The organism is Gracilibacillus sp. JCM 18966, from assembly GCF_055392695.1.
In genome coordinates this window covers 2537269-2552654 of record NZ_AP043883.1, presented here as the reverse complement: position 1 = coordinate 2552654, position 15386 = coordinate 2537269, and the positions used below count along the sequence as shown (strand labels likewise).

Sequence of the window (15386 nt, the reverse complement as noted above, 5' to 3'; positions counted from 1 at the left end):
CTAACTAATCTGAATCGTTGTTGACATCACTTGATGGCCAGCTCCACAATATTCATTACAAAGCACTAAATAATTTCCTGGTTTATCAAAGGTTTGCGTGATTCTCTGGATATAACCTGGAACCACCATTGTATTAACATTGGTATTGGCAATCTCTATTCCGTGAACCACATCCTTAGATGTCATGACAAAATGCACGGTTGAACCAGCTGGAAACTCTAATTCCATGGGGTCAAAGCTAAAAATTTCTAAAGTCATGACAACTTCATATTCCTTTTCCCCGATTTTTTTTACGCCAGGATTATTAAAGGGCTCTTGTTGCTCGACTTTTTGTGGATCAATCGTCTCTTGATTGCTGGGAGGACCAAGCTCATCTGCAAAGGCTTGATAACCGATAATAAACATAAACCCTAAAATCATAACAGAACTTAAAATTAACCATATTTTTTCATAACGATGCACGAGATTCCCTCCTCTAAACTCTTGCCATAAATAAGCTCCAAATACCTAACCATAATAATGCAATGAAACTACCTAAAAATAATACAGATACGAATGCACCTTTTAATGAAGCTTCTTTATTATTCTCCACTTGTTTTCCCACCGTATTTGCCTCCTTTTTCTTATTTAGCTTCATTGTATTTTCACTGATAATCATTCGCAGTGAGGTAAATCACTTTCCTCTAATGTTCATTTTTTAGACAAAGAATTAGGATAATATATTTAAATGTGATTTTTCTCACAGAGTCTACTATTGGATAACGATATAGTTAGCATGAACAATTAAATTGGAGGGATTTTCATGAATAGATTTGATTTAGAAATGAAGACAGGAGACATAGTTACACAATTCCCAAAGGCTAGTTCCCTATTCAAACAGTATAAAATAGATTTTTGTTGTGGAGGGAATCGTCCGATTGGAGAGGCTCTAGAAAAAAGAAAGCTCGACAAAGAAGCGGTTTTGACTGAAATAAACCAGCTATATGAGGAAACAAATAATCAAGATGAAATCGATTGGACAAGCAAAAGCAATCTAGAGCTCATTGAACATATAGTGGAAAAACATCATGGTTATTTGAAACAAGTTCTACCTGAATTAAGCAAATATGTGACAAAGGTTCAACGCGTGCATGGAGAAGCACATCCAGAGCTTACGACCGTTTACACCGTATTCCATCAATTAAAAAGTGAACTAGAATCACATCTTGAAAAGGAAGAAAGCACGCTATTTCCTAAATTAATGGATAATGATGTAGAGGCAGCAGCTGCAATCATTCATCATTTCGAGGAAGAACATGAGCATGAGGGCAGATTGCTAGAGCTGATGCGTGAAGTAACAGACGATTACGCTATTCCAACAGGGGCATGTAATACGTACCAGCTAACTTATTTAAAATTAGATGAATTAGAGTCAGATCTATTTCAGCATATTCATCTAGAGAACAATATACTCTTCCCACGTTTTACTGCTTCATAAAAGACGATATATAGCAGGGCAATCTAGAGATAAGGTGATAACAATGGCAAAAACAAAAATAATTTTACCAAAAGAACATGGTTCGTGGGCCATGTTCCTTCTTCCCACATTACTTGGCATCTTTTTATCTAACCCTAGAGGGCTACATGTTGTCTTTTTGATTGGCTGGTTTTTTCTATATTTAATGTCAACCCCATTACTTAATGTGGTAAGGAATAAACGCAAGAAGAAAAAGATGCTTCCATGGATGCTGTGGTATGGTATACCATCCTTACTATGTTTGATTCCATTAGTGATCATTATGCCAAGTCTTCTACTATTTGGTTCGTTTATGCTCCCACTCTTTGCAGTTAATGTGTATTTTATTAAGACTAAAAATGAACGATCACTGTGGAATGACTTAAGTGGGATCATTATTTTTGCGATTGGGGGTATGGCGAGCTACTACATCGGGATTGAACAGTTCACTATGGACCTATTGATCCTTTTGTTCATAATCACTGCTTATTTTATGGGTAGTGCCTTTTATGTGAAATCATTGATTCGTGAGTTAAAAAATCGATCCTTTCAATACAAATCTAATATTTACCACGCCCTGTTATTACTTCTACCGATACTCCTAAATTGGAAGTCCTTAGCGATTGCTTTTCTTCCTGGAGTACTTAAGGATTGGCTGACACCTAGAGATGGCCAAGTCAAGCCGATCCATTCTGGAATTGTTGAAATTGTTAATTCCATTCTATTCTTTATTCTCGTTCTAATAATGTAAAGAGGAGCTGTCACAGGGACGACTCCTCTTTTTTGTTTGCATTTATTTTGTAATAAGTGAATGGAGATTAGCTGTTAATTGCTGAAGGTCGTCTATCTTCATGACTTTATCGACCATTGGAAACAAAACGGTTTCTTCTTTAACAAAATGAATCATGATCACCTCAAACGCTTCACCAGCATCCTGGACCACTTTTTTCAGCTCCTGATATGACATCTCCTCTATATTTCCTCGGGAATGATAGAAGAAATGTCCAATATAACCATCAATTTCTTGATGCTCTTCTTCGATCGATACAATCGGACCTTGTTCTTTACCTATATACATGCCAAGAGCAGGAAAAAAATACTTCTCTTCTTTATCCGTATGTTTTTTCCATGGCTCAATGAAATCCTTTAATTTGTTTCTCAAAGCTTGAAACGCTAGCACAGCATCCTCTTTTTCTTCAAATCGATCATTCTCAAAGTCTAATACAATCGGATGCCATTCTTCCATTAAATATCTTAAATAGTGGTGTTCATTTTCGAGCATTTTCATTGCTTTATTACGACTATTCAGATCTCTTTCTGTCCACATGTAAACACCTACTTCTGTATCATTTGTCAACACTATTATAAGAAAGAAAGACCTAATACAACATTGGGGAATTCCCTTGATTTAATGATTTTATTCTCTCTAATTTTCCTTTTTATCTATTTCATTTAAAACAAATTAGGGATTCTCCTCATTATTTTATGATGAATTATTTGCTAGGATGGTAACAAAGAATTCATTTTAGAATTTTCGATCGAGGTGGGAGTATAGATGTCACAAACAAGCACGCCTTATATCCATTTTCCTTTATTTCAAAATCTTACAGAAGATGAATTAATTCATTTGAGCGAGATTTCAATGGAACGCAGCTATAATCAAGGCAAAATTTTGTTTCACCAAGACGAATCCCGAACCAATGTATATTTTATCTTATCAGGATTAGTCAAGATGATTAAAATAAATAGAAACGGCCATGAACAGATACTACATGTTCTTCACACTAATGATATGTTTCCATATGTAGGTTTTTTTGAGAATGTTCCATATCCATCATCTGCTATTGCTCTTACCAATGTGCATGTGTTATCTATTCCGATAATGGAATTCGAGCTTTTACTTATTCAAAAACCAGGGCTATTAATAAAAGTGATTCGTATAATAGAAAAAAATTATCAAGAAACACAGGATCGATTACTATATAGGCAAACTCAGGATGTCTTTCATCAAGTTGTGCTCATACTAGTCCAGTTTGTCTGTGATCTCGGGATTAGGCAGAAGGAAGATACGATTCAACTTCATCTACCAATTACAAATTCTGAATTAGCCAATATGATCGGTGTTTCGAGAGAAAGCGTTAATCGAGTCTTTAACCAATTAAAAAAAACCGGGATAATGACTTACAATCGAAAGGAAATACTAATCTATGATTTTTGGCAATTGAAGCAGTATCTTCAAGATTAGTGGTTCGTTTGCAGCAAGAGCTTTCAAACTAAAGAGGCCCTTTCAAGCACCTCTATATCCAAATGCTTTTTCAGGGCCTCTTACTGATACTTGCCCTAATGGGGCAAAAATTCATTTAAGAAATAGGGGACTTCACTTTGAAAATATGCTTTTCGTTCTTCAATATAATCTCGAATACTCTTAAAAAAACCATCATCTAATATGGGATATTTAACGGTTCGAAGTTGATCAAGATAGGAATTATGAGCAATTACTAAATCAATACTGGTAAGTAAATTCTCTATTATTTTCTTAGAAGGAGATATTCCCATAATATCTTGATAGATTTGCTTGTCCTTTTTCACATCAAGAGCATGATAGGGAAGCTTCATATCTATATGAATGCCATCTACAAGATTTTCATCATATAATTGTTGAACCTTCTTTTGATAGATACCGCTTGTTGTCACAATAATCTTGCCATCAAATAGCTTTCTAGTTTCCAGAAGCAATGGACGAATCTCCTTCATACTATCGATTAAAAATTCTCCTCCGCTAAACATAACTGCATCAAACAAAAACCCACTTTTTTTCAAGTATAGAAAATAATCATCGGTAGTTTTATACACACTCGGTGTCTGGGCTATGATTTCGTCATAGTTATGACATCCAAAGCAATGCAGTGGACAACCAGATAAAGAATGAACGAGTAATGTCGTATGATTTGGTAAATCCGAAAAGGTTCGGATAAAATTCTGATAAAATTTCATAGTGTTCCCCCTACTATTGACGGACAACCTCTTCCAATGTATGGTCTTTTACACGGTTTCGTACAGTCCAGTCATGTCTTCTCGCTTTAGACCAAAAATTATATTTCCCTTCATAATACCCTTTTTGATCAACATGGATATTATTACGTGCAATCATTTTCAAATATCCAATAACTCGACTAAATGTAGCAATATCAACGGAATGACATGTAGGACATTTCTTTATATTCTTCGCATCATCTGCAATAATCTTTTGACCACAGCTCATGCAAGAAGTAATGGTTGGAGTTAATGTAATATAGTTAATGGGCTTTTGAAAAATTTTATCGAGATAAGTGGCTAAACGTTCAGGTGTTACCTTTGATTCTAGGAAATGGTGAAGCACACTTCCCGATGTAGCATAGCCTTGGAATTCCGCACTATTTTCCAATTGAGCTAGAAAATTCTCCTCAGAAAATGGAGTCATACACCCACTCGTTAAGTATGGATTCTCCCCTTCTCCTTGAACAAAAATTTCACGGTCATGTTTAGCTGCCCACTTCACATCATGACGTGCCAATTTGATTGCCGCATTTTCCGCTGGTGCGTATTCGATTCCACATGCAACCTTATCCCGTACAATAAATTCATTAATGATCTCTGTCATATATTGCATCCATTCATGGGCAAGCATCTTCCCGTCTTCGTCTTTTATTCCTTCTGTAAATCCAAAGTTTATCAGCCCTTCATTCATGCCTGTTATAGCAAAAACATTAAAATAGTTTTTCAGATTATCATTGTAAGCAAAAAAGGTAGGATATAACTCTTTATTCTGTTCAATCCAATGGCGTTTTGCCATATGGGCCGCTTGCATAATTTCTAAATAGTCCCTCATTTTCTTCTTCAACAAATCATGATCATGACCAAACTCTATTAGCATTCGATTCATATTTAAGTTTAATACTTGAACTGCTCCAGTAGATCCAGTAGAGGAACCAAAGACACCCCCACCGGCCTTGGACAATGTCTCAAGGTTAATCTGAAGACGGCAACAGAGACTACGACTAACCTCTTGATCCTTCGGTTGAATCAATGGATTGAACTTTTTATAATAAGGATCCTGGAACGGACTAGTTTTAAAATTTTCAAAATAAACTCCACCCCAGTTGTACATCTTGTCCAATAGCTCGAGAAACAGAGGATTTTGATAATTGAATGCATCATCTATTTGTACGGTTAATAAAGGAAAAGTAAATGGAATACCCTCACTACCTGTTCCCTCACTCATCACATCGATGATGGCTTGATTGATTCTATCAAAATAGCTGCTTGGAATGTCCTTGTACTGGATAAATCTTATTTCCCCACCAATGATAATATATTCTTCTTTAATTTCTTCTGAAGGCTTTCCAAATTCCAATGTTATATTAGAGAAACTACTTTGAGCCCCTGAACGAAGAGGCATATTCAATTCCCAGATTAACCCTTGAAACAATTGCTTTAATTCATCATCTGAATAATTTACTCCACGTAGCGCTTCATCATGTAAATAAGATGCGGCAATCGTGGATAACTGTGCTAGCATCACTGCACCTGACACTTGCTGTGAAATTAAAGTGACAACATTGCTAAAGTGGCGAAGTAATGTGGCTAATCGTTTTGTTGGTTTTGATGAAATCATATTCTTAGCAAGAGATGGAATACCTTTCGTTGCGATATCTAAACAGCTAATCGATACACAATACGGGGCAAGCTGTTTGTCATGAACATATACTACCCCATCATCATAGAGTGTTTTTATTTCTTTCGGTAAAATATGTGTGAACAAATACTCCTCCTCAGCATAATTGTTTAAATTATGTCGGAGTAATGGGAGGGAATACACATAATTGCTATTTTCATGTTTCAAGAAATCGGTTTGCTTATCCTCCCCATTCATGGTGAATTTTTGGATGATTTGTTTGGAATTTTTAAACATGACTCTCTTCTCCTTTTTTCATTATATGTACCATTTCTTCTAGCTCCATAGGATTAACACCTATACATCTGTTCAACTCCCTATTGAGATTGTCCAATAAAATGGTAGTTGGTACAGACATTACTTTATAGCTTTCTGCCATTTCTTGTTGATCTACCAAATCGATGACTTGAAATGGCACATCCATTTGGCTTAAAAATCGATAGACTACTTCACATTTTGGACAGGCCTTTGTCTTTAGCAACATTAGCTTCAATCCTAGAACCCCTTTCTATAGCATAATATAAACACAATATATAGTATTTTAAAACAAATAAATAACTATATATAGATATAATAGACGATTCATAATAGATAGGAAGTGACAAAAATCACTGCAAGATCGAAAAGGAAGGATATAGAATGAAATGAAATCATTAAAGGAGTCGAAATAGGATGCAACGAGTGGAGGAAAGACAATATCAAAAATGGGAAGAACTCTTCATACAATCCTTAGAGAAACAACATGTCGATACAATTTTTGGATCAAGAAGCCATCCAATGTTTACTTCTAATAAGAAGGATTTCACACAATATTTGTTAACACATGAGCAAGCCATTCTTCATGCCGGTGATGGTTATGCAAGAGCTACAGGTAAAGTAGGTATTGCTTTTATCCCAACAAAATACGGAATCACCAATGCTGTGACGGGTATAGCAACTGCTCAATTAGATAGTGTACCAATGGTCGTATTTATTCAGCAGGAACATGCTCTAGATGTAGAAGCAATAATGAATCCTATTTGCAAGCACTATTTTAAGCTCCAACAATTAACTGAGCTTCCCCCTATTGTAGAAAAAGCATGTACGCTTGCCAATGCTGGTAGACCTGGAGTCGTTATTGTCGAATACGATAACAAGCTTTTTCAGCAAGAATGGAAGGAAAATGGTGCGATTAAACAAATGCACATAATACCACCTAAATCACTCACTATACAAAATCATCAAATCAAACGGATAGTTGAGGAGATAAAAAAAGCGAAAAAACCAGTCCTATTGGTCGGAGGTGGTACCATAATATCTGGTGCTAGCAAAGCATTAAATGAATTTCTAACCTTGACGGAAATTCCCTTTGTCAGTACGCTTATGGGATTAGGTGCAATAGATGTGGGAAACCGCCTTCATCTAGGAATGGTGGGAATGCACGGAACCTTTGCAGCAAACAAAGCTGTCCATCAATGTGATCTTCTTATTTGTCTCGGTGTCCGTTTTAGTGACAGAATCACCGGCAAGACCAAAGGATTCTCTCCCCATTCAACGAAAATTCAAATTGAAATAGATCCGGTTGAAGTGAATAAAAATATTATGGTCGATCTACCTATCATTGGGGATGTTAAAGAAGTTTTAGAAGCCGTTAATCAACAACTATCCACCTTGAAAGCTGGGCATTGGCAAGAAGAGGTAGTAACTTGGAAAAAAACCTCTCCTCAATTTAGTTATTCGACGAGTGAGTTAAAGCCAGATAGCATTATCCAGTGTTTGTACAAAAATGCGGAGGATCATGTCATCGTTACAACAGATGTCGGGCAGCATCAAATGTGGACAGCACTTCATTTTCCTTTCCAGCAGCCAAGACATTTCCTTACCTCTGGTGGTTTTGGGACAATGGGCTATGGATTACCAGCAGCAATAGGGGCAGCAGTTTGCCAACCAAACCAACCTGTTGTGTGTGTATCTGGTGATGGAAGTATCCAGATGAATATCCAAGAGCTTCTCACTGTTGCAAAGTACCGATTAAATATCAAAATTGCGATTCTAAGAAATGGCTATCTCGGCATGGTTCGCCAGTGGCAGCAATTATTTTATAAGCATAAATATTCTCAAGTAAAAATAGCTTCACCAGATTTTCTTTTATTAGCGAAAAGCTTCGGGATTAAGGCCTTTCAAATAACAGCTAAAGATAATCTGGAAAAAATAATGGAAGAAGCTTTTCAAATCGATGGACCTGTACTATTGGATTTTCTTATAGAAGAAGAGGTCAATGTTTATCCGATCGTACCTCCTGGGGGAAATAACACGGATGCGATCAGTGGAGAATAGAGCTGGGGTCTAGCACTGACCCCACCTATTTATTTCCTTAACAAGGATAACACTTCATTCATAAAGCTTTGATACACATACAACCAAAGAGATTCATCATGCTGATATTTTTCTGTTAATATAGTGATTACTTCCTTGTTTTTTTCCTGAAAGGTCGGATCATCCTTTGGTGGTAATGGTGCTCTTAATTGATCGACTAATTTCTGTACTTCTGGTGCTCTTGGCCCCCATTTACCAATTAGTTCACCCTTAGCATCTAGTATTAAAACAATTGGAATCGCCCTCCCACCATTTGTTAAATGACGGTCAATTAATGCTGTGTCTTGGTCTCTTAAAGTAACTCTTGAATCAATATCAGCTTCTTCTGCAATTTTGCGAATAACTGGATTAATCATCATCGCATCTCCGCACCAATCCTCGGTAATCGTTAAAAAATGAATACTACTCCCTTTTAATTGTTCGATTAATCCGTCATTTGGTAGCTGGAAATTTTCATATACGTAAAAGCTTTCCTCTTTTAATTTACTCATTTCATTCATATATGCTTGAATGGTTCTACCTTCTTGAAAATATTGCTCTTCTGTTTTCATCATTCCATCCCTTTCCGATCGTTATGTCCAAAAAGTAGCACATTCAAGCGAAAAAGTACAGAGGGATGCCTGTTACTATTTTTTATTATGAAATGGACATTTTGCTAAAGTAATGTTCTCATCTCGCAGAAAATATTGCTTCCATTCAAAATTGTCTTCATCTCCATAAGTTCTTAATTCCGGATGTCTTGAAATCGTATCATATTCTTGTAATCTTGTTCTTACTTGATGAATGATCTTATCTGCATGTTTTGTTTTATTAAACTTTTGGAAAACCCATCTTGGAGTAATTGCCAGCATTAGTGTAGGGAAGGATCGACTATTTCTATTACTATGCGCTGGGGTTGCACAATACATGAAATATCTTTCTCCATGAAAACAAAACTCCCACAGTGGATGCTGAGCTTCTCTCGGAATTTCATTTGGCCACTCTATCTCATCATATTCTACTAGCTCGTTAAGCTGCTGCCAAAATAATTGTTCATATTGCTCCACCGTATATGTTTTCTTTACTTCTTCTGGTAAATCATAAAAAACAATCAGTGATGTATAATCCCCGTATTCATCTGCATGTTCAGTAAAATTCCCTAATAGTTTTGCCAGTTCCTGCACCGTATTGTGCTTAATTGAATCTTTTAAAAAGCCATATCTTAACTGATTCAATGAGAATCCTATTGTAGCAGGAATACATGGGAAAAGATCGTTCTTATCAGTCATTTTCGCTTTAAATTGTTCGAGCACTTCTTTTTGCCAAGTGGAAAGGGACTCTTCTACAGCAATATCCTGACAATTTAATTGCTTCATTTAGATCACCTCACGCATACTCCACTATATTCGTGCAAGTTCGTTTGGGTGAATGTCTCGAAAATAATAAAAAGACCAGTTTAGCTTATTCCAGTTAAACCGATCTTTTTCTAATATTATTTAGAATCATTTTGTTTCTGTTGGAGCTGTTCTTGGCCCATTTTAATTAATTCCTTGACCATCTTACCACCAAGCTGACCTCCGACCTTCCCAGCATCCTTAGCTTTTATATTACCATTGTATCCTTGATTAAGCTCAACATGCTGTTCTTCCGCTATTTCATATTTCGCTCGTTGAGGATCATTTGTATTGGCAACCTTTGCTTTGAGCAGATCTAAACCTTGACGGGCTTCTGGAACTAAAATTTTATTTCTTTTAGCCATTTTATTCATATCCTTTTCTAGGAATTTCTTCCCCATCATGACTTGTTACTTCATCGTTTTCATTAGTTTCGTCAATCTTAGCGTCTATTGTACCTTCCATGTAATTGTCAGATGCTTGTTCATGAGTAATTGCTAACCCTTTTTCTGTTTGATCCTGGCTATTGTAATGGTTAACATTATAATGATTGTTCGCTACTTTTTCACTACTTGATATTGGCTTCCTTTTATTTTTCGACATATCAATCCCTCCATAATTAGCATTTGCAATTAGACTAAAATTATGAATGATTATTTGGAAGAAAAAATTTAAAGGAATAGTTAAATAAAGAACAGGCAAAAATAACCGATCAGATATTTGAACTGATAGAAGTGTCTACAAGATTTTAATAAAGGCAGAAAACAAACCCCATCCAATAAATTCTGATGGGGTTTCATCTGTGTTTTTTATAGTAAACTTCTTGAATGTAATCTAGACGCCGTTATTCTAGACTTTCCATTTCCTTTACTAATCCAAGTGCTTTTGACGTCTTTAGATGAATATCTTGAATCAACTCGGGATGATCCAACAATCTCACTCCATAGGATGGGATCATTTCTTTGATCCTTGGCTCCCATTGTTTGATTTGTTGAGGGAAACAATTTTCCAAAACCTGTAGCATCACGGAAACCGCCGTTGATGCACCAGGTGAAGCCCCTAGTAAGGCCGCTATCGAACCATCTTCTGCACTTACTACTTCCGTACCGAATTGGAGCGTTCCTTTCCCTCCTGCTTCCGTATCTTTTATCACCTGTACTCGTTGGCCTGCAATAACTAAATCCCAATCTTCACTTTTTGCATCTGGAATAAATTCACGTAATTCTTCCATTCGTTGTTCTTTAGATAGCAACACTTGTTGAATCAGATATTTAGTCAATGACAAGTTTTTCGCACCTGCTGATAGCATGGTGAAAAGATTATCTGGTTTTACTGAGGTGATCAAATCAAACATGGATCCCGTCTTCAAGAACTTAGGCGAAAAGCCTGCAAAAGGTCCAAACAATAATGATTTTTTGTTATTGATGAAGCGTGTATCAAGGTGTGGAACGGACATCGGTGGTGCACCAACCTTTGCCTTTCCGTATACTTTAGCATGATGTTTGGCAATGACCTCAGGGTTTTTACAGACCATAAATATACCACTTACAGGAAAACCACCCATATGTTTCCCTTCAGGAATACCAGATTTTTGGAGTAGATGTAGACTTCCGCCTCCTGCTCCAATAAAGACAAATTTCGCAGTTTGTCGCTCAGTCGTACCAGTCTCTAAATCCCTAACCTTTACTTCCCAGGCCCCATCTTCCGTCCGTTTCAATGATTCAACACTATGCTTGTATTTTAAATCAACATCATTTGCTTCTAAATGTTCGAATAATTTACGGGTTAAGGCACCAAAATTAACATCCGTACCAGATTCGATTTTGGTAGCAGCTATAGGTTGATCCACCTTACGCTCTTGCATCATTAATGGAATCCATTCCATCAATTTGACTGGGTCATCAGTATATTCCATCCCATAAAACAAAGGATTTTCAGAAAGCGCTTCATAACGTTTTTTTAAAAATTCGACATTGCTTTTCCCTTGTACGAAGCTCATGTGAGGTAGGGACACAATAAAATCTTGTGGATTTTCGATCAAATTGCTATTAACAAGATGAGACCAGAACTGTTTCGAAACCTGAAACTGCTCATTTACCTTGATTGCTTTTGTCATATCTATGGAACCATCGGGTTTTTCCGAAGTGTAATTAAGCTCACAAAGTGCAGAATGACCTGTACCTGCATTATTCCATTCATTCGAGCTTTCTTCTCCTGCCTTGCCAAGCTTTTCAAATACTTTGATTTTCCAGTCTGGTGCTAGCTCTTTTAATAAAGCACCTAAAGTTGCACTCATGATTCCTGCACCAATTAAGATAACGTCTGTTTTTGTCTGTGTGTTACTCATTTTTACCTTCCTTATCCCCTATTAAATTGCAGAAAGGATGCATGAAGCGCCATGTCTCGCTAAGATGGTATCTAGTCACACATCGTTTCTGGACCGGTTTATCTTGTCATAGTGTAACACTATGTTTTCGAAATTAAAATGCTTACCTAATATTATATAATAGATGAAAATTATTTAAAAGACACAGGAGAAACTTAATAAAATAGGTTTTTTTACAAACTTAATAAATTGTTCTTGGCTTGACACGAAGCCTCTAGGGACATGAGTTTTATGCGAAAGTGTGAGGGTCGCATTTTTTGATAGGATACCGAGAAGCGACATGATCCAGGGAACCATCCCTTGATATAAAACTAAAGCGCCATCCACCTTATGGATAACCTTTTCATTGTGGAACACGGGAACAGATTTTCATTTGGAAGATTTCTTTTCATATTCAACGAACCTCAAAATTCGATCAGTAACTAAATCCGCTGGCAACTGATGTCCTGCCTTTGGTAGAATTGCTACTTCAACATTTTGCAATAGCTTTTTTGCTCGGTTGGCTGCACGTTTGGAATTGTGCATAGGACTTTTCTCTCCTAAAAGCACTAGAGTTGGTACTTTCACAGATTGAAGCTCCTCATCACTGATATATTGCGGAGGAATGCGTTGCATCTTGTAATCTCGCATAGCTGAAACCACTAACTGCTGCTGTAGTTCGTTGGAAGACGAACCTACACTGCTCCAATAGATAAATGCTCGACGAACAAAGTCAGGTCCAATCATACTTGCCCAAATCATAAACGGCCACGCTATAAACTTTAAACCGGCGAGTGCACGAGCTGGTTCGATTAGTGTAATAGATTGAAGCAACTGTGGTGAATGCACTGCTTGATTCAGGGTTATCCAGCCACCATAGGATGCACCAATTAAATGCACCTTTGTCACATCAAGAGCATTCAATACTTCGTCTAACCAAGAACTATAATCTTCTGCACGTTGAATAGGTAATTTTTGTATACTTTTCCCTGCATCGCCAATTGTGTCCACAGCAAAAACTGGATGATTTTTTCCCAATTCTACAACAAAATTTGCCCAGGATGCGGAAGTGCCGTTCGCTCCATGAAGTAAAACAATGGGAATCCCGTCCTGTGCCCCAAAACGATATACAAGTGTCGGACCGTAACTTGTTCCTATGTTTATTTCCTGACGTGAATCAGGCCATTGTTCCATTGCTTTGTCATAAATTCTTAGGAACTTTATCTCTGCTTCTTTATTAATAAAATGTCCAACAGTATTTTTCTGTTCAGCACTCTTCGTTATTTGTAGTTGTTCTCTTTTTTGAACCAACCCTATTTCTCCTCTCTAAAATAGCTCTTTTTGTGTCCTCACACCATGCAAGTGCTGTTTCATTCACGCGTTTACCATAGTCCAATGTATACAGCCAATAGGGTGTATCGGCACTTTCTTTTTGTTCCAAAATACTTTCTTCGATCTCCATAAAGATGACTTGCTTCGCTTTCAGAAGTTCTTTTTGCATGTCAAGATGTGCCAATACTTTTTCAAAGGAAAGATGCCTCCCAAAAAATATTTTTACAAGAAGTTCTTTTCGTTGAATGTCTGTTTCTAAAACAGGCATTTCAAGCCATTGCAAAAGCTTTTCGCTCCCTTTTTCCGTAATTTCATGATGTTTTCGTTCTAATGGATCACCATCAACTTGAATAACGATTGCAAGATTTTCATCAACAAGTTTTTTCAGAGCCGGATATATTTGACCATAGCTCATCTTCCAGAAATAACTGAAACTCGTATCTATTAATTTCTTAATCTCATATCCAGTTTTACATCCAATTGTTAACATCCCAAGAATGATAAATTTCGTTTCAGTTTTCATTTTTAATCTCCTAACATATCTTTAAGATATATTTTATAGACATGTTATCATGAACGGTATTATGATTCAATAAGAAAGGCCAAGAAGGTATTATCCGTATTCAACAATCGTCAACGAAAAAACAAAATGATTCGAGATTTTGACATAATTTTATTTCAAATAATTACCTGTTCCACTACCACTACGTTACCTCTTTTATCCACTACACAATATTCGATGTTCTCTTCCTTTTCGCCACAGCAGAGGTCAAACACTCGACTACACTGCTTGCCTCTGTAGTGCCCCCCTCCGCTCAAAGGTTCCGAATATCTTTTTCGAGTTTCTTGTTTGCAGCTAACAGAAATATTTCCGCGGGTGTAGTTACCTCAACCTCCCACCTCCTTACACCATGAGTGTTTCAGTCGATGTTCGAAAAGTGACACGAGTCATCACGATAGCTATGCGGTCGGGTTTGACGAGTTTTTGGGACGTCGGGATATTTTGGATACGAAGCAGTTCGTTTTATACGGATCGCTGTAGCAAAGGAGATTTTTGCCCGCCCTGTTGACAGTAATATATTTTTGTGTTTAAATATGAATGAATATAATTTAATTCATTCATAAAGGATTGAGATATGTGGACATAAAATTCACAATTTTCACATGCGGTAAGGAACTGTTCTGTACAAAGGGATTTAAAAAAACAAATATTAAAGAAATAGCTGAGCAAGCCGGAATAGGTGTTGGAACGTTTTATAATTACTACGATTCTAAAGAACAATTATTTATTGAAATCTATAAGCAAGAAAATGAGAAACTTAAGAACCGGCTGATCGAATCGTTGGATTTAAACCAGGAGCCGGTTATTCTAATCAGTCAATTGCTCAAAGAGAATCAAGAAGCGATCCATGCAAATCCTATCCTAAGAGAGTGGTACAAACAAGATTTCTATAAGGAGCTAGAGAAACATTACCGAGATGAAGACGGCCAAAGCATGGATTCCGTACGCGACTTCTTTTTGGATTTATTACTGAATTGGAAACAACAAGGGAGGCTCAGGGATGATGTAGATGAAGAGCTTCTGCCTGTTTTCTTTGATTCCCTAGTCTGCATTGACATGCATAAAGATGAAATTGGGATCGAATATTTCCCAAAAGCGATGCAATATTTAATTGAATTTATCATAAAAGGTCTGACTAAGCATCATGATTGATGCGATTTTATTAAAGTAATATGAATGAATTTTACTTT

18 protein-coding genes are annotated in these 15386 nt (G+C 36.7%); 5 read left to right on the top strand and 13 right to left on the bottom strand.

The genetic code is table 11. The features are described from left to right. Nucleotides 1-420: a cytochrome c oxidase subunit II gene (locus tag ACZ5N5_RS12215; protein ID WP_277679157.1), complete on the bottom strand. Its 420-nt coding sequence runs from the start codon at nucleotides 418-420 to the stop codon at nucleotides 1-3. A gap of 55 nt (nucleotides 421-475) precedes the next feature. Then, nucleotides 476-604 carry a cytochrome c oxidase subunit 2A gene (locus ACZ5N5_RS12210; RefSeq protein ID WP_245902349.1) on the bottom strand — a complete coding sequence of 43 codons (129 nt, stop codon included), beginning with the start codon at nucleotides 602-604 and terminating at the stop codon, nucleotides 476-478. A 198-nt stretch (nucleotides 605-802) separates the two neighbouring features. Between ACZ5N5_RS12210 and ric the strand changes: the two genes are divergently transcribed. Continuing rightward, nucleotides 803-1477, top strand: a complete 675-nt coding sequence (gene ric, locus ACZ5N5_RS12205; protein WP_277679151.1) for an iron-sulfur cluster repair di-iron protein — start codon at nucleotides 803-805, stop codon at nucleotides 1475-1477. A 43-nt stretch (nucleotides 1478-1520) separates the two neighbouring features. Then, the gene (locus ACZ5N5_RS12200) at nucleotides 1521-2246 is read left to right on the top strand and encodes a YwiC-like family protein (protein ID WP_109984976.1); all 726 of its coding nucleotides are present in this window, start codon (nucleotides 1521-1523) and stop codon (nucleotides 2244-2246) included. A 42-nt stretch (nucleotides 2247-2288) separates the two neighbouring features. Here the strand turns inward: ACZ5N5_RS12200 and ACZ5N5_RS12195 are convergent, their stop codons facing one another. Further along, the gene (locus tag ACZ5N5_RS12195; RefSeq protein ID WP_054860615.1) at nucleotides 2289-2822 is read right to left on the bottom strand and encodes a hemerythrin domain-containing protein; all 534 of its coding nucleotides are present in this window, start codon (nucleotides 2820-2822) and stop codon (nucleotides 2289-2291) included. Between the two features lie 228 nt (nucleotides 2823-3050). Between ACZ5N5_RS12195 and ACZ5N5_RS12190 the strand changes: the two genes are divergently transcribed. Further along, on the top strand, nucleotides 3051-3740 hold the full coding sequence (locus ACZ5N5_RS12190) for a Crp/Fnr family transcriptional regulator (RefSeq protein ID WP_464372560.1): 690 nt from the start codon (nucleotides 3051-3053) through the stop codon (nucleotides 3738-3740). Nucleotides 3741-3835: 95 nt separating this feature from the next. Here the strand turns inward: ACZ5N5_RS12190 and ACZ5N5_RS12185 are convergent, their stop codons facing one another. From ACZ5N5_RS12185 to ACZ5N5_RS12175, 3 genes are read right to left on the bottom strand one after another with little or no spacing between them, the layout of a single operon-like run. Beyond that, nucleotides 3836-4489 (bottom strand): 4Fe-4S cluster-binding domain-containing protein, encoded by a 654-nt coding sequence (locus ACZ5N5_RS12185; RefSeq protein WP_109984978.1) that lies wholly within the window; start codon nucleotides 4487-4489, stop codon nucleotides 3836-3838. 13 nt (nucleotides 4490-4502) lie between these two features. Then, nucleotides 4503-6446 carry an anaerobic ribonucleoside-triphosphate reductase gene (gene nrdD, locus ACZ5N5_RS12180; RefSeq protein WP_464372559.1) on the bottom strand — a complete coding sequence of 648 codons (1944 nt, stop codon included), beginning with the start codon at nucleotides 6444-6446 and terminating at the stop codon, nucleotides 4503-4505. After that, entirely contained in the window at nucleotides 6439-6693 is a 255-nt protein-coding gene (locus ACZ5N5_RS12175) for a thioredoxin family protein (protein ID WP_245902354.1), read from the bottom strand. The genes nrdD and ACZ5N5_RS12175 overlap by 8 nt, the downstream gene beginning before the upstream one ends. Nucleotides 6694-6881: 188 nt before the next feature. Here ACZ5N5_RS12175 and ilvB point away from each other — a divergent pair, with 188 nt between their 5' ends. Continuing rightward, on the top strand, nucleotides 6882-8525 hold the full coding sequence (gene ilvB, locus ACZ5N5_RS12170; protein WP_464372558.1) for a biosynthetic-type acetolactate synthase large subunit: 1644 nt from the start codon (nucleotides 6882-6884) through the stop codon (nucleotides 8523-8525). A gap of 29 nt (nucleotides 8526-8554) precedes the next feature. Here the strand turns inward: ilvB and ACZ5N5_RS12165 are convergent, their stop codons facing one another. The 7 genes from ACZ5N5_RS12165 to ACZ5N5_RS12135 form a co-directional block, all read right to left on the bottom strand. Next, on the bottom strand, nucleotides 8555-9115 hold the full coding sequence (locus ACZ5N5_RS12165; RefSeq protein WP_109984981.1) for a thioredoxin family protein: 561 nt from the start codon (nucleotides 9113-9115) through the stop codon (nucleotides 8555-8557). Nucleotides 9116-9190: 75 nt separating this feature from the next. Further along, complete coding sequence (locus ACZ5N5_RS12160; protein ID WP_277679146.1) at nucleotides 9191-9919, bottom strand: YqcI/YcgG family protein; 729 nt, start codon at nucleotides 9917-9919, stop codon at nucleotides 9191-9193. A gap of 116 nt (nucleotides 9920-10035) precedes the next feature. Next, a complete protein-coding gene (locus tag ACZ5N5_RS12155) occupies nucleotides 10036-10302 on the bottom strand; it encodes a small, acid-soluble spore protein, alpha/beta type (protein WP_054787381.1) in 267 nt (88 codons plus the stop codon). Between the two features lies 1 nt (nucleotide 10303). Continuing rightward, complete coding sequence (locus ACZ5N5_RS12150) at nucleotides 10304-10540, bottom strand: YozQ family protein (RefSeq protein ID WP_054787380.1); 237 nt, start codon at nucleotides 10538-10540, stop codon at nucleotides 10304-10306. Between the two features lie 241 nt (nucleotides 10541-10781). After that, nucleotides 10782-12284 (bottom strand): malate:quinone oxidoreductase, encoded by a 1503-nt coding sequence (locus ACZ5N5_RS12145; protein WP_464372557.1) that lies wholly within the window; start codon nucleotides 12282-12284, stop codon nucleotides 10782-10784. Nucleotides 12285-12692: 408 nt separating this feature from the next. Continuing rightward, a complete protein-coding gene (locus ACZ5N5_RS12140) occupies nucleotides 12693-13613 on the bottom strand; it encodes an alpha/beta fold hydrolase (protein WP_277679143.1) in 921 nt (306 codons plus the stop codon). Continuing rightward, nucleotides 13570-14157: a PadR family transcriptional regulator gene (locus tag ACZ5N5_RS12135; RefSeq protein ID WP_464372556.1), complete on the bottom strand. Its 588-nt coding sequence runs from the start codon at nucleotides 14155-14157 to the stop codon at nucleotides 13570-13572. The genes ACZ5N5_RS12140 and ACZ5N5_RS12135 overlap by 44 nt, the downstream gene beginning before the upstream one ends. A gap of 615 nt (nucleotides 14158-14772) precedes the next feature. Here ACZ5N5_RS12135 and ACZ5N5_RS12130 point away from each other — a divergent pair. Next, nucleotides 14773-15348, top strand: a complete 576-nt coding sequence (locus ACZ5N5_RS12130; RefSeq protein WP_277679141.1) for a TetR/AcrR family transcriptional regulator — start codon at nucleotides 14773-14775, stop codon at nucleotides 15346-15348. The last annotated feature ends 38 nt before the right edge of the window (nucleotides 15349-15386 follow it).

Bases quoted from the DNA above. Each gene is read 5' to 3' on its own strand.
- ACZ5N5_RS12155 (WP_054787381.1), bottom strand. From the start codon at position 10,302: ATGGCTAAAAGAAATAAAATTTTAGTTCCAGAAGCCCGTCAAGGTTTA.
- ACZ5N5_RS12150 (WP_054787380.1), bottom strand. From the start codon at position 10,540: ATGTCGAAAAATAAAAGGAAGCCAATATCAAGTAGTGAAAAAGTAGCG.
- ACZ5N5_RS12145 (WP_464372557.1), bottom strand. From the start codon at position 12,284: ATGAGTAACACACAGACAAAAACAGACGTTATCTTAATTGGTGCAGGA.
- ACZ5N5_RS12165 (WP_109984981.1), bottom strand. From the start codon at position 9,115: ATGAAAACAGAAGAGCAATATTTTCAAGAAGGTAGAACCATTCAAGCA.
- ilvB (WP_464372558.1), top strand. From the start codon at position 6,882: ATGCAACGAGTGGAGGAAAGACAATATCAAAAATGGGAAGAACTCTTC.
- ACZ5N5_RS12200 (WP_109984976.1), top strand. From the start codon at position 1,521: ATGGCAAAAACAAAAATAATTTTACCAAAAGAACATGGTTCGTGGGCC.
- ACZ5N5_RS12160 (WP_277679146.1), bottom strand. From the start codon at position 9,919: ATGAAGCAATTAAATTGTCAGGATATTGCTGTAGAAGAGTCCCTTTCC.
- ACZ5N5_RS12190 (WP_464372560.1), top strand. From the start codon at position 3,051: ATGTCACAAACAAGCACGCCTTATATCCATTTTCCTTTATTTCAAAAT.
- ACZ5N5_RS12185 (WP_109984978.1), bottom strand. From the start codon at position 4,489: ATGAAATTTTATCAGAATTTTATCCGAACCTTTTCGGATTTACCAAAT.
- ACZ5N5_RS12195 (WP_054860615.1), bottom strand. From the start codon at position 2,822: ATGTGGACAGAAAGAGATCTGAATAGTCGTAATAAAGCAATGAAAATG.
- ACZ5N5_RS12215 (WP_277679157.1), bottom strand. From the start codon at position 420: ATGATTTTAGGGTTTATGTTTATTATCGGTTATCAAGCCTTTGCAGAT.
- ACZ5N5_RS12175 (WP_245902354.1), bottom strand. From the start codon at position 6,693: ATGTTGCTAAAGACAAAGGCCTGTCCAAAATGTGAAGTAGTCTATCGA.
- ACZ5N5_RS12135 (WP_464372556.1), bottom strand. From the start codon at position 14,157: ATGAAAACTGAAACGAAATTTATCATTCTTGGGATGTTAACAATTGGA.
- ric (WP_277679151.1), top strand. From the start codon at position 803: ATGAATAGATTTGATTTAGAAATGAAGACAGGAGACATAGTTACACAA.
- nrdD (WP_464372559.1), bottom strand. From the start codon at position 6,446: ATGTTTAAAAATTCCAAACAAATCATCCAAAAATTCACCATGAATGGG.